Origin of the sequence: Paeniglutamicibacter psychrophenolicus (genome assembly GCF_017876575.1) — a bacterium.
Classification (GTDB): Bacteria; Actinomycetota; Actinomycetes; order Actinomycetales; family Micrococcaceae; genus Paeniglutamicibacter; species Paeniglutamicibacter psychrophenolicus.
Genome location: NZ_JAGIOE010000001.1, coordinates 2570185 through 2594694 on the forward strand (window position 1 = coordinate 2570185; position 24510 = coordinate 2594694).

Consider the following 24510-nt stretch of genomic DNA (forward strand, 5'->3'; position numbering starts at 1 on the left):
GCCGACGTGATTTAGGGGATCTTGGTCCGCCAGGGGCGTAGGGCCGGAGGTCCGGCAAGGGTCCATGGCAGTTCGTGCGGAATCTGCGGCGCCACGGACCGGGGCCGTGGCTGCCGGTGGATCCCGGAGATTTCTCCATAGGAAACAGGAGCTCCGGCCACCGCGGCTTTAAGGCGCCGATAGAACAGCAGGCCTCGCTTTGCGGAGTGGCGCCGTTTGAAACGAAACACGAATTCATCCAGGTAAGCCTGCAAATGATAGGGCTGGGCACCGCCCTGATAGGTGTCGTCGAGCACCCGCTTTACGAGGGAAAACAGCCGATGCACCCAGGGCAGCAGCACGTGGGCAGGCTGTCCGGAGGCCCTGATGCTGTGCGCCGTATGCCGGAGACCCGCCGCCTTGCATGCCGGGCGGTATGGTGACCATCCATCCGAAATCACGTGCGCCCCCGGTGCCACGTTCGCCTTCAGGAAGGCGGTCAGGCTCGGTGCCGAGGCGTCGGGAATGATTTGTAGCCGGGTCCTGCCCATGCCCCGGCCCCGGCGCTCAACCGCTCCGGCAACAAGGGTCTTGCCGGACGCTCCACGGCCCCGGACCATGGGACGCGGACCACCGATGAAGGTCTCGTCGACCTCGACATTCCCCGTGAGTGGCCCATGGGCCGAAGGGTCCATGGCCAGGCGGAAGTTTTGCAGCATCGCCCGCGCAGTCTGATAGCTGCCCAGGCCAGTGGTGTGCTGCAGTGTCTGGGCCGAGTGTTGGCGGCCACGGGAAAATGCCCACTGGCGGCCACCAAGAAGCCACCGTATCAGCCCAGCATGGACACGAGGACTGCCCGCCGGCGGCCAGACCAAACGCATGAATCCACGGTTGCTGGCGACCAGATTCTTCTCGGACCCACGGGCCCGCGGGACTTCCCCGTCGGCCGGCAAATCGGCCTGGATCGACACTGTTGGCGCAACTCCGACGCACCCGCCCTTCCCTGGCGCAGCAACGAATCTCGGCGGAGGTGGATCCGTCGTCAGGCGCGGCCGGCAGTCACCGTCCACGCCTTCGGAGATGACGATTCGCCTCCGTGCGCGCGATTCTTTCTCCGGACTCTTGACTGCCCCGATGCCGGGAAATGACTGCCCACGGGCGGCCATGACCGAGCCCGCCTATGGACATGATCAGTTGGCCGCCAGTGGGCACTTCTTCATGGCCACTAACCCGGCGTTTTCATGGGATGGGTTGTCATTAAGCGTCTTTAACGAGGAAAAGGTGAGCTGATCTGGGAAAATAGAGGTACCACACCTTATATTCCACCAGATCAGGACTCACCTTTTCGATGCTTAACGATACCCGTGTTTTCCCCGCCGTTCCCGCAACCCTGACCGGCCAGTCGCTGGTCTCCCACGCCGGGCTGAACGTGCTCACCTCCTTCCTGGACGCGACCGGCTTCGGTGCCCTGTGCGAGGACCGGCTCTCCCAGTTCGTCCCCGAACAGGCCATCCACCGGCCCGGCGGGATCCTGGGCCCACTGGCGGTGATGCTCGCCGGTGGCGGGGAACACGTCACTGACCTCGACACCCTGCGCGACAGCCCCGGCTTGTTCGGCCCGACGCCCTCGAACGCGACCGTGTCCAGGTTCGTGGCGCGTGCCGCCGAATCACCGGAGGCCTACGCCCACGGCTTCGCCACCCTCACCAAGGCCCTGCGCTCCAGGATCTGGGAAGCCTCCGGCCCACGGAACCCCGCCATCCTGGCCACTAGGCTGGACCCGCTGAACATCGATCTGGACGCGACCCTGGTGAATTCCCACTCCGAGAAGGAATGGGCCGCAGGCGACTTCAAGGGCGGGTTCGGTCACGCCCCCTTCGTCGCCAGCCTCGACTACGGCAGGAGCAACGGCAACGGCGAGGTCCTTGTCGCGGAACTGCGGGCCGGCAACAAGGGCGCTAACTCGGCAACGGACCACATCCGCGTGCTCGACAAGGCCCTGGACCAGCTCCCCGATGCGATGCGCGACCAGCAGGGGGAACTGGCCGCCGAGAAGATCCTGGTGCGCACCGACAGCGCCGGGGCCAGCCGCGAGTTCCTGCACCACCTGCACGACAGGGGGCTGCAGTTCTCCACCTCCTACGCCCTGCCGGTCCCCAACGAGCGGTTCATCCACTGGATCAACGACAAGACCCTGTGGGAGCGGGTCGTGGAGCAGGACGGGTACGAACGCCGCGACGCCTGGGTCATCGACGCAACCCGGGTCATAAAACTGAAGGATTACCCGCCAGGAACGCGCCTGTACCTCCGTGCCGAGCCGTTGCATCCCGGGGCGCAGGCCAGCCTGTTCGACGTGGACGGGCACCGGGTGACCGCGTTCCTCACCAACGCCCCGCGCTGGAACGTCGCGTTTTTGGACGCCCGGCACCGGGCCCGCGGGCGGTGCGAAAACCGCATCAAGACGCTCAAGAACAGCGGTATGGGGAAGCTGCCCTTCTTCGGGATCTCGGCGAACCAGCTGTGGACTGACCTCGCGGTGCTCGCCATGAACCTCGTGGCGTGGATGCCGTTGGCGATCCTGCCCACGGACCACACGGCCGGGGCCTGGGACATGAAACGCTGGCGTTACCGGCTGTTTTCGATCGCCGGGAAAATCATCAGCAGCGCCCGGCGGAAACGGCTGCTGATCCCGCAATCCGCACCCGAATCGCCGCTGCTGATCGCGCTCCTGGATGGGACCGCCCGTCTGCGCCAGCGCTGGCGGCAAGGGCACCTCGCGGCATAAGGACCCATGCCGCGAGAACCCCCTTCGAGAGAAAGAACAAGCCCTTTTCGGGAGTGGAACCCGACGCCCGGACCGGTGGCAGGTCTTCTTGCCGTGCCCGGAAACCGGTCGGGCCGCCGAATCCGGGAAAACCATGGATCCAGCGGCCCACCGGCATCACATGAAAAATCCGGGCTAACAGCCGAGACGCCTTGCTTGGAGACCGTCACCAACCATGCCGCCTCGAACCACACCATCAGTGGGGTCCGCGTCCCCTGGAAAAGCGTCCCCGCGGTGACGCTGACCAGCCTGGATCAGTCAGCGCGCTGGTGCTGTCCAGGGGCCGTTGCCCATTCGCCCACGCCGGCACACGAAGCCATCGGCCATCGCAGCCAATCCAGGTAATCAAGGCAGTCCGCGTCGGAGCTGAACCACGAGCGGAGATCCGGCAACGAACCAGGATAGTCCCTGCCCTCGTCCGGTGAATCCTTCATCTGTCAAGACTAACGAGATCCGCGGAATCACGTCAGCGACATGGATAGCCACTTTCTGAAATATCGCTACGCCGACGTAGGACTGATTGCATGCAAGACGTTCACTTCGGCATCTTCCGGAGGATCACTCACATTTTTCGTCGTATTGAAGGCGGGAAAACGTTTAGCCCTCTCGGCTAAACAGGGGCAAATGTTGAACGACGCCGTAGCTGGCCTCAATACTCACGAGGGGTGATTGGCGGTGGATGGAAGTGGTTGGATTCCGCGAGATTCCGGGGTTTCGTCGTTGGGCAACGTTGGTCGAAAATGGCCCTTTGCGGACTTTCTGCGGACTTGGATCCATGTCTCACTCCGAACCGAGTGGCGCATAGCAGGTCGCTCGAGTGGCTCTGCGGTGCCGGGATTCTCACCGCGTGGATCCCGGCGTACGTTGGCAATATGAATATGAAAAGGACGCGCATTACTGGGCTTGCGTGAATGAAGCCATCAGCAAGGCCCCACCGGTGACCGCGGCGCAGTGCGAAGTGCTAACGAGGATCCTTGCTCCGAAGGGGTGGGAGTTTGTGCCGAAGGAGGCCCTGGCGCAGCCAGAGGTGCATGATGATCACCGCGCCAAAGCGCTACCGGCAGATCCAGGCAGTGACGCTAATCTCCAAGTGAACGCGCTCGCTTACCGGGATTGGCGATAACGTCATGCCAGTAGGAATTCAAGGGCGATCGGTGTTGCGCCGAACAAAGCTCTCGATGGCAGACTCCTCAACCTTCCAGCGCCCTCGGAGCCCTGGCATTTTCATCCCCACAAGGTCCCCACGGCGGAGCAAGATGTATACGGTATCGGGGTGCATGTCGAGTATTTCTGCGACTTCCTGAACGCTCAAGAGTTTCTTCATGCTTGCAGAAAAGCACTTGGGGGTGTCGATTCGATCGAGGATCAAGACACGAAGTTCAGACGGTCAAGGACGATGCTGCAGTCGATCAATGAACCCGACAATCGCCTCCGGGCGTACCTTCCAAGAGCCGCTTAGCCCAGGCATCTTGGAACCGACTAGGTCACCCCTGCGCAGGAGCTCCCGCACGGTTTCTGGGTGCATGTCAAGTACCTCGGCGGTTTCGCCAACGTTCAGTAGTTTCTGCATGGCTCAGCCCACCATGCGGCACCCCTGCTTTGGACACACTGCCGCACCAACTCTGCCTGGGCACCAAAGCTCATCGCCTACGGTTGATACGTGTTCCGCTTGATGAAACGGTCTATCGCGGAGGGTTCGACTTTCCAGCGGCCCCGCAGTCCAGGCTTTTTCACTCCGGAGAGATCACCCCTCCGGAGCAGTTCACGCACCGTTTGCGGATGCATCGCGAATTGCTGGGATGCTTCACTGATGTTCAATAGCTTCTTTGTCATGTGAACAGCTCAGCACGTCACCCGGCCTCCGGCTCCCAAGACACTCCGCAAGATGGAACGCATATTCGAATTGTCGGCGGCTCTCGATAGCTTCACTTCATGGAAAGTATCGAGGTGCAGTGGGCGACTGCGGGCCAGCCGTTGCGGGTTCGCCGGCAGGGCCGTGTGTGGAATGTGGCGGCGGAACCGGTTCGTTGGTTAGAGCGATTCGCCCGGTGGGAGACGGAGCTGCGGTCGCCGAAGGGTGAGACGTTCCGGATCGACTCGATGGTGTGGCATGTGCAAGTCTCCCTGGGTGCCAGGTCGTCGGTCATCCTGACCTGGGAGCTAGTGCATCATGCACCAACCGGCGGATGGCGCGTCCGGGATCCCTGTTGGGCAGTTGCGTAGCCATCCGCAGTTGCCAATTCCAGCAGGGAGTGGGGCGTTCATCAACCAGTCTTGACAGCTCCAGTTTCCGCAGTGGTGGATAGGATTGTGCGATGATCTCCGCTGATGCCATAACGTGCCATATCGCAACGCCCAATGCGGTCAAACTGGAACTTATCAACTGCACCACTAATCTCATGGACACAGCTAAAGGTGTGGAACTTTTTTGGATGATGGTCAGCGCTCTGGGGGCAGTGCTTGCAGCCATTTTTGCAGGAGTAGCGTGGCGAACAGCAAAGAAGCAATTGAAGGATCTTCACGACACGCGGCGTCGAGATGAGAAGAGAGCAGCGACTGTCAATTTTGTCCGTGTGATCCATAACCTTCGCAGATATTCACAAGACTGGAAGTACGACATTGGGGAAGCGCGAAGTGCTGCGGGTCAAGAGCAAGTCCTATTCCGGATGGTAATTGGACGCGAGATTGACCGCGAAAAGTTGTATTTGGTGACGAACGTCGTGATAAAGGCAGCAGGGATCTGTCATAACACGTTTAACCCCAAAGCCGTTGGCGTGCAACCAGAACATGGACGTCTCGTGCTCGAGTTGGTTGACGCGATGGTTGATCGCTTGGGGGACTTTGACCGTGGTGACCTCAGTGCTTCTGACCTTGCGGACGCCATTTACAGGAATTTTGAAACGATTGTTGAACCACCAGGTTATAGGTGGGACAGCACTATACGTCCCGTTATGGCGGCTACAGGGTTTGCACCATTCGTTACGCCAGGAGCGGCGGATGCCAACATCGGAACACCCAAGGAGGAAACCGCGTGGGAGGAGTTCAAGAACGAAGTTGTTGAAGAATCGTCATAGTGATGGATGGTGCCGAGCCATGGTGAGTTCTAGGCGTTTCAGTTAAACGAATAAATGAGTCCCAGCCTGCACGCAGGTTGGGACTCATTGGCTTTCACTGCCAGTCGCGGTCAGGTGACCTGGTGGGCTCGTGCGGGCCCGCGACGGGAAAACCCTCGTATGGGCCATCCGTGATGAACTCCCCGGCGATGGTCTCCGGTTCGTTCTCTACGCCGGTACCGAGGCCGATATTCGCAAGGAAGTCCTGGGCCTGCGCCAGTGCCATCAGACGGGTAATAAACGTGGCCAGCGCGACGAGGAACGCGGCCGCTCCGGTGAGCCATACGACCCACGATTCCGGCAGGTAGTCGCCGAGGTGCTCCTGCATCAGCGGGATCGCCGCGGAGAGGAAGATTGCGGCGGCTACCAGGTAGGCCACCGCCGTCCGCAGTGAGGTCTTGACGGGGTGGGCGACTTGGGTGGGTGTGCCGGTTGCGATGTGCTTTGCCATGGGTATTGCTCCTTATGCTCGTCGGTTTACTTCGGCGCGGACCTTCGCGTAGATCGCATTGGTGACACCGAGGGACTTCTGCCGGTGGGGGTGGCCGTTGCCGTGCTTGCCCGGGCAGACGGTGGCCTTCGTGTCGCGGTGGCCGCCGTCGAGCTTGTTCTCGGTCCACCAGCCCTTTTCGATGCCGTGGTTCAGCAGCCACGCCAGCGCGGCGACCTGCTCAGCGGTGACCTGGTTGGTCTCGTAGTTCCCCGCGAGGCAGATGCCCGCGGAGATGGTGTTGCGGCCTGCCGTGTGAGCGCCGACCCGGCCAATGCTGTGGCCCTCGTAGATCCGCCCGGACGGGAAGACCACGAACGTGTAGGAAATGCCGCCCTTGAACCGAGACTGGCCGATGTTGTCCAGGTTCCGCATCTCCACACGCTCATCCGAGGTGGGAGCACCCGTGGGGAGATGCTTGGTAACACTGTGGTGGAGTCACTTGTCCAAGCGGCCGACCTTGCGGTTGTAGAAGCCGTTGTTGTGACCTGCTCCCCAGGTCTCGCGGCTGATGATGTTGCTCATGGTGTGCCTGCCTTTCGGGCATAAGAAAAGCCCGGACCAGGACGGTCACTGGCTCGGGTGGGAATGGGGTTGGTCAGTCCTCGGTGTGCTGCTGGATCAGCTTCTCGAGGGTGGGCATCAGCCCCGCGGTCTGCTCGAGGTGATCGGTAAGTTCCTGGCGGAGATGCTGGGTCTCGCGGCGCCCTGCCCGGTCCTCGGCGTGGAGCGTGCCGATGTCCTTCCGAGTCGCGTAATGGTCCTCGCGCAATCCTCGTACGTCGCGGCCGAGCGCGGTGAGTGCTGCCATGGTGGCCTCGTGCCGCTCGTCGCCCACCTCCCGCATATTCGTGTCGTGTGAGTTCTTCACATGGATGCGGGCTTCCTTCGCGTCCTTCGCTGCGGCCTGCGTACCGGTGTTGATCTCGGCAAGCTTCGACTTGAATGAGAAATATGCGGGGATGCCGGCGGCGAGGATGACACCTCCCGTGACCAGGATCTGGTCGATGACGGATTGCAACCAGTCAGGCATGGGTGGCACCTTCCGGCGCAAGAAGGATGGGTATGGGAGCCTTTCGGGTACGACGAAGGCCCCCACCAAGTGGTGAGGGCCTTCGGGTCTGAACGGTTAGAAGAGGTCGCTGATCGCCTGCAGCTGAGCGTGGTAGGTCTCTTGCGTGTAGTGGAAGAACGCCGGCCCCCACTTGTGTCCCGGGTTCGCTACGGCATCGTCCTCGTTCACCCAGGCCATCGCGACTCCGGCGTCCGAAGCATAGTCCCACTACCTCTGGATTGGGTCGTTGAACCATTCAGGGGACCTGCCCTCGGGGTCGTAGGGAAGCATCCCGTAAATGTCCACGGACGCCCAAGAGGTCGCGTTGACCACCAGCTTCTCGCGGGCACCAACTTGGTCCAGGGTTTCCATGAACCGATCGAACGCCCACACCCATTGAGTGAAATGCGCATCGGTGCCGAAATCATAGAAGCCACCCATCTTCACGGCGGTGTGTCCGGCGGCAGCATGGTCAACGTTTCTGGTTACCATGCCACCGGTCGATACCTTGCGGACGCCGAGGCGCTCCACCATCATGTCCCAGACGATGATGTCGTAGTCATCTGCGTGTTCGACTAGCAGTTTCGGCAGTGACGATTCAACATCGCCGACGAGCATTCGGCGCTGGAATGACGATGAAATAAAATTGAAGTTGAAGTGTTTCTTGGCTGCTGGACGGTAGGCGCTAATCAGTGATTGTCTTGCCACGTAGTGGGCCAACTGTGATGATGCTCCTATTGTTGTCAACGGCTTTCCGCGACCTGTTTCTCCAGCCATGTCCGGTAACGTTCAACGACCTCACGGTCCCGGCACAGACCACGCTCAATCCGTGAAATCGCGGTTGTCCAGCATCCCAAGGAGGAAGCTGCCACCACCTGCGTGAGGCCCAATGCCAGGCGCAGGGGACGTAGGTCATTGGTCAACGGGGTAGGCCTGGGATTCTTCATGACACGGAAGATTTCCCGGGCGACGTAGCGCTTCAGGCAGCGGATGATTTCCTTCTTGCTCAGGCCGTCCTCGGTGCGTTTGGCGACATATTCGCGCGTCCTGGGATCATTGGCCATGCGCACGAGCACGATGCGGTAAAGCGAAGCGTTTGCTTGCCTGTCACCGCCGCGGGAGAGCCTGTGGCGGTTCGTTTTCCCCGAGGACGCCGGCACCGGCGCAACGCCGGCCAGGGCCGCGAAAGCGGCCTCGCTTTCCATGCGTTCGGGGTTGTCCCCGAAGGTCACCAGCAACTGGGACGCGACCACGGTGCCAACGCCGTTGACCTCCAGAAGCTCCGGGGCATGGGCGGACACGATGGCGGCCAACTCGGCGTCGGTCTCGGCGATTTCCTCGCTGAGAAACCGGTACCGTGTGCCCATCCGCTTCAGCGTCAGCAGGGTCGCCACAACCGGGTCCGCAGGATCCCCGGAAGGCCTGCTCGCAGCCAAGGCCTTGGCCCGTGCCACGCTGGTCATGCCCCGATATCTGACTCTGACCTCCTCCGCTGCAGTGGTGAGGACTCCGCTGATCTGGTTCAGCAAGGCCGTGCGGGCCTTCATCGCGCTGGTGCGGGCGGTGCGCAGCACCCGCAACGCCTCGACGTACCCGTCACGCGTTTTGGGCGTGGAAGTGCCACGCTCCGCCAACACGGATTCAGCAGCCTGGTAGGCGTCCAAGGGATCTGACTTTCCGCGCAGTCGGCGCTCGGCGCGGTTGGGTCGGTTCACCTCCCTGACGGTGAATCCCTGGCCGGCCAGGACCCGGGCGAGCTCAGCCCCGTATGAGCCGGTTCCTTCGACGCCGACGGCAGTGACGGCACCGAAGCTAGTCAGGTAGGCGGCGATCTCCTGGTACCCGGATCCGACGGCCAGGAACTTGCGATCCCCGAGCCGTTTCCCGTAATCAGTGACGAGGGCAACGTGGTGGGTGTCGGCATGGGTATCGATGCCGGCGATGACTTTGTAGTTCTCATTTGTCATGATGGATGGAGCTCCTCTGAAACCGGTAAAGCAACAGGGTGGGCTCGTGTTGTCCAGCCGGGCAGACAGGACGGCGAGGGGACCTCTGGATCAGGCTCCTATGAAGTCATGTCCGGCCGGGCAGCACGCTTGGTGCTGGCCACCAGCCGGCGGACTGATCATTATCAAGACAACCCGTAAGGGTGTCAGTCTCAAGAAGGGTCACACCGGGCTGATGGCCTATTACCATCATCGCCGTCTCAAGAGATCGGTGACAGTTCTGCCTCAGGACACCGGTGACAGTTGATGCATCAGGACTTCGGTGACAGTCGCCCTGAATCCCGGTCCCTGCCAAGGACCGGGCGGGACTTGGAGATGCCGACGTAGGCCGTGCCTTTCGGCGGCCAGGCATAGTCGGCAACGACTTCCCCTTCGGTGTTGGCGAAGATGACGCCGTCGTCATCCCAGCTCGCAATGACGTTTCGTCCGCCCATCGATGCGGTCAGGGAGAATATGGTTCGTCCGATGTTGACGACGCCGTTGGAATAGGCCGTCAGCGTCCGGCTCCCGGCGCCGGAGGGCTGGATGATGCTGCCGGTGACCCGCTCCGGCCCAACGGTCGCCGGCGCCCCTTCGTTCACCGTGCCGGCGGTGGAAGCGGCGGCTTCCTGCTCCGCCGCTGCCGTCAGGCGTTGGGCAATGCCCAGGGTTCTTGCCTCGGGGACATTGGCCTCCGGAGGGATCGGGCTGGGCCGGGGTTCCTCGGCCACGGGCGTGGCATCCCATGACCGCTGTGGGGTGATGCGCCCGGGCAGTCCCTGGTGCGGGCGCTCGGTGTTGTAGATGTGGTCGAATTGGTCCACCTGGGCCTGGAGCTCCGCGTGGGACCGGGCCAGGGGCTGCTTGTCCAGCCAGCGGAAAAGGGTCTGGTGGAAGCGCTCGTTCTTCCCCTGGGTGGTGGGCTTGTACGGCTTGCCGGTGATCGCCTTGACCCCGAGCGAGGTCACGTAGGCGACCAGTTGCCCTTCGACCCCGCGCCGCGAGGGGTTGAGCGCGGCGCCGTTGTCCGTGAGAAGCCGCTGTGGCACCCCGCGGGCGGCGATGCCCTTTTGCACGACCGCGATGGCCGCCTCGCTGGTCTCCCCGGAGGCCACGTGGGTGGCGACGGCAAGGCGCGAATGGTCGTCCTGCAGCTGGAAGATCACGCACTTGCGTCCGCCGGCGAGCACGTACTCGGTGGCGTCCAGCTGCCAGCAGGCGTTTGGCGCCGGGTAGACGAACCGGCGGTACGAGGCCCGGGGTTTCTTGTTCGGCTCGGACCGTGCCACGTTTTTCTCGCGGAAGATCCGGGCCAGCGAGGCCACGGAGGGGGCCTGCATCCCCAGGGACAGCATCTTGTCGTGCACGCTGATCGGTCCGTGGTCCAGCCCGGAGGATTCCAGGGCGGCCCGGACCTGCAGCGCCTCCTGCTTGCGCTCCTCGGTGAGCTGCGTGGGCGAGGCCTTCGGGCGGCGGGAACGTGGCTCCAGGGCCGCGGCCTGGCCCTCGTCGCGTGCCCGGGCCCGGATCGCGTAGAACGTCTTGCGGGTGATCTCGTGCTCGGCGCAGAACGTGGTCACCGACCCGCGTGGTGCGTCCTCGGGCCATTGGGCGATCGCCAGGCGGATACGGGCATTGACAGGCTCATTCTTGTTCACCCGTCATTCTTCATGCCCGCGCCCTGCCGGTCAAAGCCACATTAACCGCAGGGAAGTGTCACCACCAAGACCCCCGGAAGTGTCACCGATGTGCTGGGGCAGAACTGTCACCGATCTCTTGAGACGGCGATGATGGTAATAGGCCATCAGCCCGGTGTGACCCTTCTTGAGACTGACACCCTTACGGGTTGTCTTGATAATGATCAGTCCGCCGGCTGGTGGCCAGCACCAAGCGTGCTGCCCGGCCGGACATGACTTCATAGGAGCCTGATCCAGAGGTCCCCTCGCCGTCCTGTCTGCCCGGCTGGACAACACGAGCCCACCCTGTTGCTTTACCGGTTTCAGAGGAGCTCCATCCATCATGACAAATGAGAACTACAAAGTCATCGCCGGCATCGATACCCATGCCGACACCCACCACGTTGCCCTCGTCACTGATTACGGGAAACGGCTCGGGGATCGCAAGTTCCTGGCCGTCGGATCCGGGTACCAGGAGATCGCCGCCTACCTGACTAGCTTCGGTGCCGTCACTGCCGTCGGCGTCGAAGGAACCGGCTCATACGGGGCTGAGCTCGCCCGGGTCCTGGCCGGCCAGGGATTCACCGTCAGGGAGGTGAACCGACCCAACCGCGCCGAGCGCCGACTGCGCGGAAAGTCAGATCCCTTGGACGCCTACCAGGCTGCTGAATCCGTGTTGGCGGAGCGTGGCACTTCCACGCCCAAAACGCGTGACGGGTACGTCGAGGCGTTGCGGGTGCTGCGCACCGCCCGCACCAGCGCGATGAAGGCCCGCACGGCCTTGCTGAACCAGATCAGCGGAGTCCTCACCACTGCAGCGGAGGAGGTCAGAGTCAGATATCGGGGCATGACCAGCGTGGCACGGGCCAAGGCCTTGGCTGCGAGCAGGCCTTCCGGGGATCCTGCGGACCCGGTTGTGGCGACCCTGCTGACGCTGAAGCGGATGGGCACACGGTACCGGTTTCTCAGCGAGGAAATCGCCGAGACCGACGCCGAGTTGGCCGCCATCGTGTCCGCCCATGCCCCGGAGCTTCTGGAGGTCAACGGCGTTGGCACCGTGGTCGCGTCCCAGTTGCTGGTGACCTTCGGGGACAACCCCGAACGCATGGAAAGCGAGGCCGCTTTCGCGGCCCTGGCCGGCGTTGCGCCGGTGCCGGCGTCCTCGGGGAAAACGAACCGCCACAGGCTCTCCCGCGGCGGTGACAGGCAAGCAAACGCTTCGCTTTACCGCATCGTGCTCGTGCGCATGGCCAATGATCCCAGGACGCGCGAATATGTCGCCAAACGCACCGAGGACGGCCTGAGCAAGAAGGAAATCATCCGCTGCCTGAAGCGCTACGTCGCCCGGGAAATCTTCCGTGTCATGAAGAATCCCAGGCCTACCCCGTTGACCAATGACCTACGTCCCCTGCGCCTGGCATTGGGCCTCACGCAGGTGGTGGCAGCTTCCTCCTTGGGATGCTGGACAACCGCGATTTCACGGATTGAGCGTGGTCTGTGCCGGGACCGTGAGGTCGTTGAACGTTACCGGACATGGCTGGAGAAACAGGTCGCGGAAAGCCGTTGACAACAATAGGAGCATCATAACAACGTAGTGGGCCAACTCCATGCTGTATGCCGGATAATGCTCGACTGCATCCCTGCTGGTGCAGCCACCGTAAATAAATACACGTTTTTTCCCCATCAGATGATGCTATCCATCGGGGTGCTAGCGCAGAACTCGCTAGAGGCGATTTTGGTTTAAGTTACAACAATCGCTAGAACTCAAGGATACTGAACATCTGTCACCTTTGGCCCCGTGCTTCACGCTTCCAAAGTTCCGGTCGACCAAGCTGCGGCTCACCTGGGTGTGGCACGACCGATAAGGCCGCGCCACACCCAACTACGCGGCGACGACTGGCCGACCAATCGCCGCTTCCATATCCGCCTAGCCCGCGGTGAACAGGTGGATGCCGTCTGCGTCGTAGGCCGGGTTAAGCGTCTTGTCGTCCAATGAGACCGCGGCCGACATGTCGAACACATCCCGGAAGATCGGGCTCTTCTTCATCCAGGCGTTGTACTCCCGGCGGCGGATCTCCGGTTCCCCCGTCACGGCAGTCCGCGGGGGAACCGTGCAGCCGAAGACGTTCGGCGATACGTGCTTGCGAAGCAATGCCACGCAGGCGGTCGTCTGGTCGATGCATGCCTGCAGCGTCGGCGTGGTCCCGGCGAAGATCAGGTTCGATCCCATGGCCATGAACACCGCGTCGGCCAGGACGATGTCTTTGCCGTACGGCGCCCACTTCTTTCCGAGGGGATCCAGCCACGCGTCGAACTGGTCGCCCGAGTGGGACCAGTGCATCGGCACGTATCCACGTGGGCGGCAGTACTGGTCCAGCCAGGAGTCGTACAAGACCCGAGTCGCCGAGACGCCGCTGCTCAGGCTGTCCCCGAATACGGCTACCTTGGGCTTCGACGCCGGGACCTCGACCTCGAGGTAGATGAAGAACGGGAGCGTATTCGTGGCCGCCGCAGTACCCGTGATGGCGTTCGCCGCAGATGCCCCGGTGAACCCGTAGCCGGTGTTGTTCTGCACGGTGCCGGCGGAAGACCACCCGAAGGCCACGAGCGCCTCTGTGCCCGCCGTCCCGGCCGGGAGATTCACCCACTCGGACTTGAATCCGTCTGTTCCGGTGGAGCCGGCAGCCGAAACCAACGTCCACGCGCTTGACTGCGAGGCGCCGCCGTTGTGGCGCCCGATGTTCACATTGGTGATGGTTGCTGCCGCGTCGTCGGCCATGTTGTAGCGAGGGTTCCAGTTCCGCACGCACAGCCGTACCCGCGTCGTCCCGACTGGCACCTGGTGAAGGGCACGGACGAAGCCCTGCCCGGTTGCGGAGGAACCACTGAAGCCCGTGGTGCAGGAAATTGCCGACTGCGCCAGGGAGCCCGGCGAGGCAGGCGCGAGGCCTTGGGACTGGGTCGGGTCGCTGTGGTGGTCGGTGCGACGCCACTCCGACCACACGAGTCCGTTGGCGTACATCGACCGCTGCCAGTTCTATTCGTTCGGGGCAGCGCCGCGTTGGATCTGCACCACCGAGGTTCCGATGGGAAGGATCTCAAACGAGCTCACTGCGGCGATGGGGAAACCTAGTTCTTTCGCCAGTGCTCCACCGAGGATGGAGTAAGAAAATGCGCAAAATAGGCGCCCACCACAGCACCAACACTCCACACGTCAGCGTCATTAAGCGGACAACCGACGTCATTAATCAAGAAGGCAGGCACGACTCCTGTTAAACATGTTTTCGACCAAGAAAACGTTTGACCAGGAGAATCGTGCCTGCCCTTCCATCATTCCTTATCGAACCACTCTGGTGCCAATTCGAGGCACTGATCCCTCCCGTTGAAGACCATCACCCGCTGGGCTGCCACCGCCCACGGATCACTGATCGCGTGGTCTTCGACAAACTCGTCCAGGTACTCGTCTTGGGTGCCTCCTACGAGAAGATCAGCGACACCGGCTGCTCCGCCACCACCATTCGGCGGCGGCGCGACGCCTGGATCGACGCCGAAATCTTCACCACCCTGGAGCAGATCTGTCTGGAGGCCTACGACAGGATCGTCGGGCTGGAACTGGAGAATCTCATCGTGGACGGGTGCATCGTCAAGGCCCCGTGCGGCGGGGAAATGGCCGGAAAATCCCCGGTGGACCGCGGCAAACTCGGCACCAAGCGCTCCGTGCTCACCGACGGCAAGGGCATCCCGCTGGGGGTCGTGGCCGCACCGGCCAACCGCCACGATTCCCCGCTGCTACGCCCCACCCTGGAGAAACTCTCTCGGTTCGGGTTCCACCTGCCACCGCGGATCACCGTGCATCTGGACGCCGGCTACGACAGCGGCAAGACCCGCACCCTGCTCACCGCGCTCGGGTGCGAATGGGTGATCAGCACCAGCGGTGAGCCGCTGCAGGCCGGGGCCCGCTGGGTCGTCGAGCGGACCAACGCCTGGCACACTCGGGGCTTCAAGAAACTACTGATCTGCACCGAACGCAAAGCCAAAGTCATTGATGCAATGATCAGCTTCGCCAACAGCATCATCGTCCTGCGGCGCCTGATCCGCGAGGCTTGGTATACCCAACGCTGGGACGCCAGGCCCAAGCGAAGGCCCTAACGCTCAGGGCCTATTGGCGGATTTTCTAAGACATTAATAATTCCAAGGACCACGGGCCGTGTTAAATAGTACGGGCGCAGGCGATGCTGCGTCGACCCTGTTCAACCTTGACGACTATGCGGTGCTCGGCGTGGACGGGGCCGGCGATTCCCGCTCGGTGCTGGTGGAACCCCGCAACCCCGAGGCACCGTGCCCCGCCTCCGGGGTGTTCTCCACCCGGATCCAGGCCCGGCCCGTGCACCGGGTCAAGGACGTGGCCTGCGGCGGCAGGGGCCTGGAGGTCCTGGTCAGGAAACGGCGCCTGGTCTGCCAGGAAGAGGCCTGCCCGAAGCGGACCTTTGTGCAGGTCACCGACTAGACCCCCTTGTGCTCCAGGTTGACCGCCAGGCTGGTCGGGGAATCGTGGAGGACGCCGTTCGCGAGCTGCGCGCGGTCACTGGGATCGCCAAGGCTCACGGTGTCTCCTGGCCCACCATCATGCGCAAGCTCCTGGTCACCGAGCAGATCGTCCTAGTCGTGGACCAGCGCCTGGTGCGCCGCATCGGCGTGGACGAGCTCCGCTTCCGACGCGTCCGTTTCGTGCTGGGCACCACCGGGAAAATGATGCGGGTCGAGCCGCGGTCGATCGTGTTCACGGACCTGGACACCGGCACGATCCTTGACATCGTGGACGGGCGTCGCGGCAAGGCCGTGACCAGTTGGATGTCCCAGCGCCCCGATTCTTGGAAGCGAAACATCGAATTCGTGGCCATGGGCATGTCCGCGGAATTCCGCAACTCCCTTCCAGCGGCCCGGATTTCCTTGGACCATTTCCACATCATCCAGCGTGCCAACCAGATGATCACCGCCGTGCGCAGGCACCGCTCCCACGACACCCACGGCCGCCGTGGAAAGATGACCGACCCGGCCTACAAATACCGGAAACTCCTGACCTGCAACATCGCGATGCTCTCCCTCCAACAGACGGAGCGGCTCAAGGAAGTCCTGGCATCGGATGCCCAACTCGGGGTCGTCTATGCCATCAAGGAACACGCCCGGGAACTGTTGAAAACGCGGGATCGGGATGCCGTCGCCACGGGGTGGGCGAAGCTGGAGGCCTCCGTGAAGGCCACAGGCATGCACGAGGCCAAGTCCCTGTTCCGCACCTTCACGGCGTGGAAGGAGGAGCTGGAGACCTTCTGTCTGACCCGACTCACCAACGCCCGCAGCGAGGCCGCCAACCTCACCGCCAAGAACATCAAAGGGATCGGCCGAGGCTACGTCAACCACCACAGCTAACGATGACGGATATTGTTGTAAACGGCCCGCCTGCGGCCGTGCTGAACACCCGGTCACCACGCTTAAAATCGGAGAGCCCGATTGCCCTAACAGGCCTGTAGTCAGAGGGGACCGAAATGAGGCCGGGTCGGTGTTCTATTTGCAGGTCCGTAGTGCAGAAGTTTTCCCGGCGGACTACGCGCTTATTGGATGTAAGTGGTGAGTCCTGGCCACCAATGGACTTTGGCACTCCGGATGCTACGACAGTCTTACGCATGCGGATTCATGGTCCCGGGCCCATGAGTTCTTGCCGGTATGGTGGGACGCATAGTGGCAGCTCTCCGGATTAGCCAGGGCCAACTATGAGATTCTGTGCGGGCGGGGGAGATTGTCGTTGTCCTGGAAGACTCCTCAATGAAGTGAGTCTGAAATTCTCAAAGTCCAAAACGAAACGAACTTGCCACGTCTGTTGCAGGAGCAGTTCACCTGAAGTCCCGTTCTGGTGCCCTTTCGGTTTGCAAAGGGATGAAACGCACAGCATAGGATTGAGTGATGATGTCTCAGAGTGCAATATTCGTGGATGCCAGTTTCCTGTTGGCCATCGGGGGACACCGTGCCTCCGGAACAACGCTCCGTGCCGCATTTACGGTCAACTACGAAGCGCTAATAGACGGGATCCTCAAGACCGCCAAGGAATTCAGCGGCCTGGAAAACCTGAGAATTTACTGGTATGACGCGGCCAAGGACGCGATCTTTACGGATCAGCACAAGCGGATCGGCCTGATACCCGGTGTGAAGGTTCGCTTGGGTCGTATTTCCTTCAATGGTGAGCAGAAGGGCGTTGACCTCAAGCTTGGCTTGGATCTGGTAGGCATTGCCCGAAACCGTGCTGCTTCGGTCGCCTTTCTCGTTTCCGGTGATGACGATCTTGCAGAAGCCGTGGAAGAGGCCCAAGACCTGGGCATGAAGGTCGTCTTGATTGGCGTCGAGAAGGCTGACCACCGTCTGGGCGTGGCCTCTGTCGCCGAACACCTTGCCCTTCGCGTAGACAGCATCATTACCTTGCCCGAGGAACTCATCAAGACGTCATTCGTGAAGGCCGTGGCATGGGACCCCGGGCATGCGGCCCAGACTGCCACTATCGCCAGCGCAGGCGCTGCGGCGAAAGTAGTTGAAGCCGGCGCCGTTCCACAGCCGCCTACTCCGAAACCGGCCGGGCTCAAACCCCCCACACCCGCAATGCTGAACCAGCGTCCTAAGTTGCAGGCGCCGGTGCAACCCCAAGCTCCGGTGCAGCCGGACTACCAGCTTGTCTATAGCTCAACGCAACAAACGTCGGGGTTTGCAGGTGGCGCGGGCACTGACGCGAGCGCCATGGATGTAGCTTCGGAAGTGGGGAGCAGCGTGGCCAAGAACTGGTACGCCAGTACGACTCGAACTGAGCTGAACGAGCTGACGTCCGATCGCCCACTCCTGCCGCCGGAAATCGACAGGGTGCTGCTCAAGGACTGCGCGCAACGTATTGGGGAGTGGAAGACCGACCTGCAAGATATCCGCCGTGCGCTCCGCGTAGCCTTCTGGGAGCAGCTCGACCAGCTCACATAAGGCTCGCCGATGGGCAGTTTGAAGCCGAACTACGGTAGATTTTTAGGGTGACTTCTGAGCAGACTCCGTTTTTCATCACCACCGCCATCTCCTACCCGAACGGCGTGCCCCATATTGGGCACGCCTATGAGGTAATAGCCACCGACGCCATGGCGCGTTTCAAGCGTCTTGACGGCTATGACGTGTTCTTCATGACCGGTACGGACGAGCACGGGCAGAAGATGCTGCAGACTGCCGAACGCGAGGGAATTACGCCGCGCGAGCTGGCGCAGCGCAACTCGGATGCCTTCCAAGCGATGAATGACGAGCTGGGCATCAGCTACGACCGGTTTATCCGCACCACGGACTCTGACCACTATGCCGCGGCTCAGGCCATCTGGAAGCGCATGGAGGCCAACGGCGATATCTACCTAGACAAGTACGCGGGTTGGTACTCGGTGCGTGACGAAGCCTTCCATGCCGAGGAAGACACTGAGGTCCGCGATGACGGCGTCCGGTACTCCAGGGAAACAGACACCGAGGTCGTCTGGACCGAGGAAGAGTCCTACTTCTTCCGTCTCTCCGCTTACCAGGACAAGCTTCTCGCACTCTACAAGTCGCAGCCGGCCTTCGGCGCTCCACAGTCGCGCTTCAACGAGGTCATCCGCTTTGTAGAACGTGGCTTGGACGACCTGTCGATTTCTCGCACCACCTTCGACTGGGGCGTGCCGGTTCCTGGCAATAAAGACCACGTCATGTATGTATGGGTTGACGCGTTGACCAACTACCTGACGGGCACTGGCTTCCCCGACTTCGAGTCCGAGTCGTTCAAGAAGTACTGGCCCGCCGATGTGCACGTCATCGGCAAGGATATCTCCCGCTTCCATGCCATTTATTGGCCGGCGTTCCTGATGTCCGCAAGACTTCCTTTGCCCAAGCGCGTGATGATCCATGGCTTCCTGCATAACAACGGCGTGAAGATGTCCAAGTCGCTGGGCAACGTCGTTGCGCCGGCAGACTTCATTAGCCAGTACGGACTTGACCAGGTCCGATACTTTTTCCTGCGTGAAGTTCCGTTTGGTGCGGACGGAAGTTACAGCCACGACACTATCGTCGGCCGGATGAATTCGGATCTCGCCAACAATCTTGGCAACCTTGCGCAGCGTTCGCTGTCAATGGTCGCCAAAAACTGCGGGGGAGTGGTACCGACGCCTGGAGATTTCACAGCAGCTGATCAGCAGATCATGGCCGAAGCCGGGAAATTGCTTGATATCTGCCGAGGATCGTTCTCGCGTCAGGAGTTCAGCAAGGCGCTGGAAGCGATTTGGGCAGTCTTAGGCGACACTAACGCCTACTTTGCCGACCAGGCCCCTTGGGTCCTGCGCAAGACTGACTTGGCACGCATGGAGACTGTACTCTATGTCACGCTCGAAGTAGTTCGCCGAGTTGCCTTGTTAATCCAACCTGTCATGCCGGGTGCGGCAGCACTCCTCCTTGAAGAGTTAGGGCAGACCGAGGGGGCGGCGCGTGAGTATGTTTCGTTTGATGAAATGCTGACCGAAGGTACAAAGTTACCAACTCCAGTGCCGATTTTCCCGAAATATGAGTCTAGCGCCGACTAGTACCGCGGCCTGCAATGTCTGCTTCACAGTGGTGAGATGTGGGGCGGTTCCCGTTGAGTATGTGCTGATTTCGGCGCAGGTTGGTCGCGCGGGGTCCGCTTTCTAGTGGACAGTCGCGTCACGGCGTGTGATGCTACGAGAACTTGAAAATGGCGAAGCAGTACTTTTCCTGCAGGCGGAGCGTGTCGGTCTCGATTGTGGCTTGGCAGCGGTCCCAGTTGGGGCCCCTGTTGGCCCGGGTAGGCAAATGGCCCCGATTTCGGAGGGCGCCTTAGCTAGCCAGGATCGGGTCCGGACGTGCTGCACAACTTCAACCGCGGCGAGCTGGATTCGCTGCACCTGCATTTCGCTTCTGGGAGGCCATCGAAATTCACCGACCGGTAACGGGATGAGATCCGAAGGATCACGCTGGGCCGCCCGTTTGATCAGGATCGGCCGTTCTCGACCCGAGTCCGTCGAAGCATGCCGACCACCTGGGGGACCGTCCGATGGTCAGGGCAGCGGAGACCACGGTCACGTGAGCATTGATTTCCGGCGATGATGGACTAGGCCATCGGCTCGGCGCGACCCAGGATATGACTAACTCCCGTAGGGGATGTTCTCATGAAGATGAGTCCGCCGAGCTGATTGTGCCGGAAACACCTGTGTTGCCCAGCCGCGCATGATTTTCTAGGAGCTTGAACGCCTAGTCCCCTCCCCGTCTTGTCTGCCGACTGGTCAACATATGCCCACCCTGTTGTTTCACCGCTTTCAGAGGAGCTCCATCCATCATGGCAACGAGCAGTTCAAAGTCATCGCCGGCTTTTACACGCATGCCGATACGCGCCATGTCGCACTCATGTCCGACTGCGGAAAACGGCTCGGGGAGCGCAAGCTCCTGGCGGTCGGTTCAGGGTACCTGGAGATCGCCGCGTACATGACGATATTCGTGCCCATCACCGCCGTTGGCGACTAGGGAAGCGGCTCCTACGGGGCCGACCTCGCCCGTATCTTGGCCGGCGTGGGATTCGCGGTCAGGGAGGTGAACCGGCCCAGCCACGCCGAGCGCCGTTTGCACGGAAAATCCGACACCCGTTTGCCGGCGGAGCCGTATCAGCACGTCATAAACCGCAGGGTGGGTCAGGGGCGTCCCAAGCGGTCGACCCAAAGATTGACGAAGACTTAGCCCGATTCCAACGAGTTGTATTCGGTATTTAGTCAATCCGCGTAGAGGCGCATCAATTGCCCACTGGTCGGAATGATCCGGGAACGTCACACCCTTTGGCTCTAGCCCCGTTGTTGTTCAGCCGCGGTATGACGGTCACCTGCCGCTCCGTGATGACTAGGTCCTCGTTCCGCAGCCCCAGGGGCTCGCCAATCCGCGACTTGCGTCAAGGAGCAGGCAAAGAGGAATCGGTCGCGCAGGTGCACGCACGCTTCAAGCATCGACTGGGCCTCGCCCACGCTCAGGACCTTGGCCTGCGGGGTGGAAGAGCGCAGCTTGATCACCTGCGGCGTTCGTCCATTCCCTTGGTCACTTGATGCAGGAACGACTAGAACGAGGACTCCGAGTACATCCCCGACCACGCAATGCGCCGACCGGACGGGATCTTCGTATTCGTCAAACGTCCGACGCAGGCCATACTTCGGATATATTCCCGGAGACTTACGTCCGCTCGTCAAACGACTGCCTACTCACGCTTAGGATTCTATCCGCCTTCATCTTCGAACCTCTTTCACCCCCAAGCAATTACTCATGCTGGGCGTACAAGCCAAGCTGTGCTGCTTCGGGAGCCTTCTCTCCCAAACCAGCACTCCGCATTGTCGCCAGATCAGCAGCCTTCCAAAAATGCCGTACGTTCTGCTGATAGTCTCGAACGCAGCCAAGCGATCCACTATCTCCAGGAGTTTTCCGTGCCCCAAGGTCCCCAAGGCACTCCTCAATGGCATTCGCGTCGGGGACTGCTGTCTCTAGCCGCCCTAGCCGTCGGTGGGGTCGCACTCTCTCCGCTACAGTCCCGTGGCATAGCGCCAATTGCGGAACCAGAGGCGACACACGTGGTAAAGCCCGGGCCACTGCCAATGCGCAACCGCGATCCACTCCTGACCACACCCCTGACATGCGCGCCTAGCACAAATGGTGCTATTTCTCGCTTCGAAGGCGCGTTCCCTGCCTTGATAGTAAAGGAGGTGTGCCCTTTGTCCGGGCTCACCGGGGCACCAGTCCCATGGCTTGCGGTGTCGATCGTTGGTCCGTCTAACCAACTGCAAATCGTTAATCCTGACGCTGGAGTTCCGGTGCATGTGCTGTCGATTGCCGGCATCCACAGCGGCGGGATCGATTCAATGGTTTGGCACCGGGAGAGCAAGACTCTGTATTTCGCTTTCGGCGCCAGCCTGCAGTCGTGGAGTCCGGCAAACCCCAACGTCGTCAGCCACATTGGTCGTGTCCCGGGCGCTTCCACGCTGTATGATCTTCAGTTCGATTCGGCCGGAAACATCTGGGGTGGCGCCTATCCGAATGGGGCCACCTTCACCTATGTTGCGTCAGCCAAGCAAATCCGGACCCATTCCCGTTTGGCCTCGGACACGGATTACATCACGAGCTTGGCCATCGACAACATCGACCAAGTATGGGTGGGCACCGGAGCCCAGAATCCAAGGCTGTTCACCTTCCCAACAAGTCACCCCGCACGACGCACAGAGATCCAGCTGCCCGACCCAATACCCAGCGGATTCATTACCAGCATCGACGCGATTGGGGACCGCGTCGTGGTGACTGCCAACGGCGTCAGGTCTGAATTGCTGCTGGACCGTGCCACTAAAAAGTGGGCGGGCAAAGTGGATCGAGTTTGGTCCTCACGCCGCACGTCGGCTGCAGTCACTTCACCGGAAATGCTGAACTCTGGGACATTTTACACTCTCACTGAGAAGTTTCTCTACGCGACGAACACCACGACATGGAAGGAAAGCAAACTCGGAGGGGTACGTACCAGTGCGCCCTTGACTATTCAGGCTTCCGAAACGACAGTGCTAGTTGTCGGCCAAACACCCACGGGCCTCCGCCTCGAATCCTTCCATCTTGCCAGTGGCCGTGTGGAACAGACAAGGGCCGTGACGCTGCGCGAAGGCGAGCTTACGATCCAGTCGCTCATGGGCCACTCCGATGGAAACATCTACATCGGAGGATATATGGGAGACGGAATAGCTGCCATCAACCCCGATACGGGCCTCCGCTGGAAATCCCCTGACGACCAAGGCATCATAAACCAGGTCGAGGGGATGATCGAGTTCGACGCGAAGCAGAGCTACATTGGCTCGTACGGCTTCGCTGATATCGTTGGCATGACGCATGGGCGTAAAGAATCTTCTGACGGCTATCACCGCCTTGGGCGACTCAGCCATCAGTATCACCAGTCGCGCCCTTTCGGTTGGGCAGTGAACTCACGCAACGTCTTCTTTGGAACCGTACCCGACTATGGTCGAGCAGGCGGCGTGCTAGGCATGATCGATCCAAACGCCAGGACTATCCCTTGGGTGCTCGATGGTGGAGGTGCAGGTTTTGTGCATGCGCAGTCGATCGTTGGCCTGGCAGCCGACGACCGTTACGTCTACGGCACCTCATCGGTACGTAACGGCTATGGCCTCCCGGACACGAAGGGGCCGGCCAAGGCCTTTAAGTTGGAAATCGCCACGAAGCAAAAGATCTGGGAAACCGCACCGGTTCCTGGAGCAGGAGCCCTATACGCGCCCGTGCTCATAGCTGGATGGCTCGTCGTGGCGGACATTGAGGGCATCCATATAATTGATCCTTCAACTGGGAAGCATGTACATCGCCATCGGCTTACACCTGCGCGGAATGAAACCTACCGTCCCGGCTGGGCCAACGCAGGCCTCGCCCTTGCCGGCGATGGATCCAAGCTCGTCCACAGCGCTTCCGGGACGACCACAGTCATAGACTTCCGCGCCGGAACCAGGTCCATCATAGGAAGCCCGCAGAGCAAGGAATCGTTTGGTGCCCACATGGCCACGTCACCCGCAGGGCGAGTCTTTGGTTACACTGACAAGACTGTCCTTGTGGAACTCGACTTGACCCCCCGCACGACACCACTTGCTGCGCAATTTCCGCGGCCGTAATGCGTCGTGACCACAGGCGGATACGGCCAATGGTGATTCGTGAGTGAATCTCAACAAGTAGTGCCCATCAAAGTACGTCATCCACTGCGGCGCGTAACACCGTCAACAAAAAGTACGTCCCTTCGCCAAAGGAGGCCGTTATCAATGCCCCAGTGACCACGCACCCAACCCGCCAGCTGCCCGGGGCTGGCCTGGTAAGTCGGCAGCGATGTAACCGCTCAGAGGTTTCCAGATGCCACTTCCCGGTGCCCATGGACCTGGATTTCCGGGTGATCTGCATGGTTTGGAAGGCGTGGGGGCGGGGAACTTGGTGCCCGGGCTGAGGGCGGCGCATTTGACTGACCGGATGATCTGTCGTTCGTTGGCCTTGGCACTGCTGCCATCACAGGTGGGGACCTGCTCCCAGGTCGTCTCGGAAAGCTGTTTGAATAGCTTGGGCTGGTTTTCTTTCACGGTGAAGATGTAGTGCGCTCCGCGACCCGCCAGGTAGTGGGCGTGGCCGGTCTGTGTGTGCAGCGCGTCCGCTGTGACCGCCACATCTGTCAGGGACTGAAAGTGTTCCATGAGTACCGGGGACAGCGGGATCTCATTGTTTTTCTCGCCGACCGATACCTGCGCCAGCACCGCGTGGGTGTCCTGGTCGATCGCCAAGAGGAAGTGT

General features: G+C 61.3%; 19 protein-coding genes and 2 pseudogenes. 9 read left to right on the forward strand and 12 right to left on the reverse strand.

Translation table 11 applies throughout. The features are described 5' to 3' along the window. Positions 1 to 11 precede the first annotated feature (11 nt). Positions 12 to 950 (reverse strand): IS1595 family transposase, encoded by a 939-nt coding sequence (locus tag JOF46_RS11665; RefSeq protein WP_209907440.1) that lies wholly within the window; start codon positions 948 to 950, stop codon positions 12 to 14. 377 nt (positions 951 to 1327) lie between these two features. Between JOF46_RS11665 and JOF46_RS11670 the strand changes: the two genes are divergently transcribed. Further along, positions 1328 to 2764, forward strand: coding sequence for an IS1380 family transposase (locus JOF46_RS11670; RefSeq protein ID WP_209907203.1), 1437 nt, complete (start codon positions 1328 to 1330; stop codon positions 2762 to 2764). A gap of 1180 nt (positions 2765 to 3944) precedes the next feature. On the opposite strand, the gene JOF46_RS22870 is transcribed toward JOF46_RS11670, so the two are convergent. From JOF46_RS22870 to JOF46_RS11685, 3 genes are all read right to left on the reverse strand, one after another. Then, positions 3945 to 4127 (reverse strand): helix-turn-helix domain-containing protein, encoded by a 183-nt coding sequence (locus JOF46_RS22870; RefSeq protein WP_209907441.1) that lies wholly within the window; start codon positions 4125 to 4127, stop codon positions 3945 to 3947. Positions 4128 to 4190: 63 nt separating this feature from the next. Beyond that, positions 4191 to 4373 carry a helix-turn-helix domain-containing protein gene (locus JOF46_RS22875; protein ID WP_209907442.1) on the reverse strand — a complete coding sequence of 61 codons (183 nt, stop codon included), beginning with the start codon at positions 4371 to 4373 and terminating at the stop codon, positions 4191 to 4193. Between the two features lie 77 nt (positions 4374 to 4450). Next, a complete protein-coding gene (locus JOF46_RS11685; RefSeq protein WP_209907443.1) occupies positions 4451 to 4636 on the reverse strand; it encodes a helix-turn-helix domain-containing protein in 186 nt (61 codons plus the stop codon). Between the two features lie 482 nt (positions 4637 to 5118). On the opposite strand from JOF46_RS11685, the gene JOF46_RS11690 reads away from it, so the two are divergent. Next, positions 5119 to 5877 (forward strand): hypothetical protein, encoded by a 759-nt coding sequence (locus tag JOF46_RS11690; protein WP_209907444.1) that lies wholly within the window; start codon positions 5119 to 5121, stop codon positions 5875 to 5877. Between the two features lie 94 nt (positions 5878 to 5971). Here the strand turns inward: JOF46_RS11690 and JOF46_RS11695 are convergent, their stop codons facing one another. From JOF46_RS11695 to JOF46_RS11720, 6 genes and pseudogenes are all read right to left on the reverse strand, one after another. Further along, the gene (locus JOF46_RS11695; protein WP_209907445.1) at positions 5972 to 6367 is read right to left on the reverse strand and encodes a hypothetical protein; all 396 of its coding nucleotides are present in this window, start codon (positions 6365 to 6367) and stop codon (positions 5972 to 5974) included. A 12-nt stretch (positions 6368 to 6379) separates the two neighbouring features. After that, a pseudogene (locus JOF46_RS11700) lies at positions 6380 to 6802 on the reverse strand (peptidoglycan recognition protein family protein); the annotation flags it as partial. Between the two features lie 202 nt (positions 6803 to 7004). Next, positions 7005 to 7439, reverse strand: a complete 435-nt coding sequence (locus JOF46_RS11705) for a hypothetical protein (protein ID WP_209907447.1) — start codon at positions 7437 to 7439, stop codon at positions 7005 to 7007. Positions 7440 to 7688: 249 nt separating this feature from the next. Beyond that, entirely contained in the window at positions 7689 to 8180 is a 492-nt protein-coding gene (locus tag JOF46_RS11710) for a DUF6270 domain-containing protein (RefSeq protein ID WP_209907448.1), read from the reverse strand. Between the two features lie 23 nt (positions 8181 to 8203). Next, positions 8204 to 9427 (reverse strand): IS110 family RNA-guided transposase, encoded by a 1224-nt coding sequence (locus JOF46_RS11715; protein ID WP_209906532.1) that lies wholly within the window; start codon positions 9425 to 9427, stop codon positions 8204 to 8206. A 290-nt stretch (positions 9428 to 9717) separates the two neighbouring features. Continuing rightward, positions 9718 to 11103: an integrase core domain-containing protein gene (locus tag JOF46_RS11720; RefSeq protein ID WP_209907449.1), complete on the reverse strand. Its 1386-nt coding sequence runs from the start codon at positions 11101 to 11103 to the stop codon at positions 9718 to 9720. Positions 11104 to 11464: 361 nt separating this feature from the next. On the opposite strand from JOF46_RS11720, the gene JOF46_RS11725 reads away from it, so the two are divergent. Next, positions 11465 to 12688, forward strand: coding sequence for an IS110 family RNA-guided transposase (locus JOF46_RS11725; RefSeq protein ID WP_209906532.1), 1224 nt, complete (start codon positions 11465 to 11467; stop codon positions 12686 to 12688). A gap of 360 nt (positions 12689 to 13048) precedes the next feature. Here JOF46_RS11725 and JOF46_RS11730 read toward each other — a convergent pair whose 3' ends face one another. Further along, positions 13049 to 14143, reverse strand: a complete 1095-nt coding sequence (locus JOF46_RS11730) for an SGNH/GDSL hydrolase family protein (protein WP_209907450.1) — start codon at positions 14141 to 14143, stop codon at positions 13049 to 13051. 293 nt (positions 14144 to 14436) lie between these two features. Here JOF46_RS11730 and JOF46_RS11735 point away from each other — a divergent pair, with 293 nt between their 5' ends. The 6 genes and pseudogenes from JOF46_RS11735 to JOF46_RS11760 all read left to right on the forward strand — a co-directional run bounded on the left by JOF46_RS11735 (position 14437) and on the right by JOF46_RS11760 (position 23849). Continuing rightward, a complete protein-coding gene (locus tag JOF46_RS11735) occupies positions 14437 to 15270 on the forward strand; it encodes an IS5 family transposase (protein WP_209907451.1) in 834 nt (277 codons plus the stop codon). 58 nt (positions 15271 to 15328) lie between these two features. Further along, a pseudogene (locus tag JOF46_RS11740) lies at positions 15329 to 16548 on the forward strand (ISL3 family transposase). 534 nt (positions 16549 to 17082) lie between these two features. Beyond that, positions 17083 to 18132 (forward strand): NYN domain-containing protein, encoded by a 1050-nt coding sequence (locus JOF46_RS11745; protein ID WP_245348104.1) that lies wholly within the window; start codon positions 17083 to 17085, stop codon positions 18130 to 18132. Between the two features lie 47 nt (positions 18133 to 18179). Beyond that, a complete protein-coding gene (gene metG, locus JOF46_RS11750; RefSeq protein WP_209907453.1) occupies positions 18180 to 19733 on the forward strand; it encodes a methionine--tRNA ligase in 1554 nt (517 codons plus the stop codon). A 724-nt stretch (positions 19734 to 20457) separates the two neighbouring features. Then, positions 20458 to 20688: a hypothetical protein gene (locus tag JOF46_RS11755; RefSeq protein WP_209907454.1), complete on the forward strand. Its 231-nt coding sequence runs from the start codon at positions 20458 to 20460 to the stop codon at positions 20686 to 20688. A gap of 1223 nt (positions 20689 to 21911) precedes the next feature. Beyond that, positions 21912 to 23849 carry a PQQ-binding-like beta-propeller repeat protein gene (locus JOF46_RS11760; protein WP_209907455.1) on the forward strand — a complete coding sequence of 646 codons (1938 nt, stop codon included), beginning with the start codon at positions 21912 to 21914 and terminating at the stop codon, positions 23847 to 23849. 141 nt (positions 23850 to 23990) lie between these two features. Here JOF46_RS11760 and JOF46_RS11765 read toward each other — a convergent pair whose 3' ends face one another. Next, positions 23991 to 24500: a transposase gene (locus tag JOF46_RS11765; protein WP_209907456.1), complete on the reverse strand. Its 510-nt coding sequence runs from the start codon at positions 24498 to 24500 to the stop codon at positions 23991 to 23993. Between the last annotated feature and the right edge of the window lie 10 nt (positions 24501 to 24510).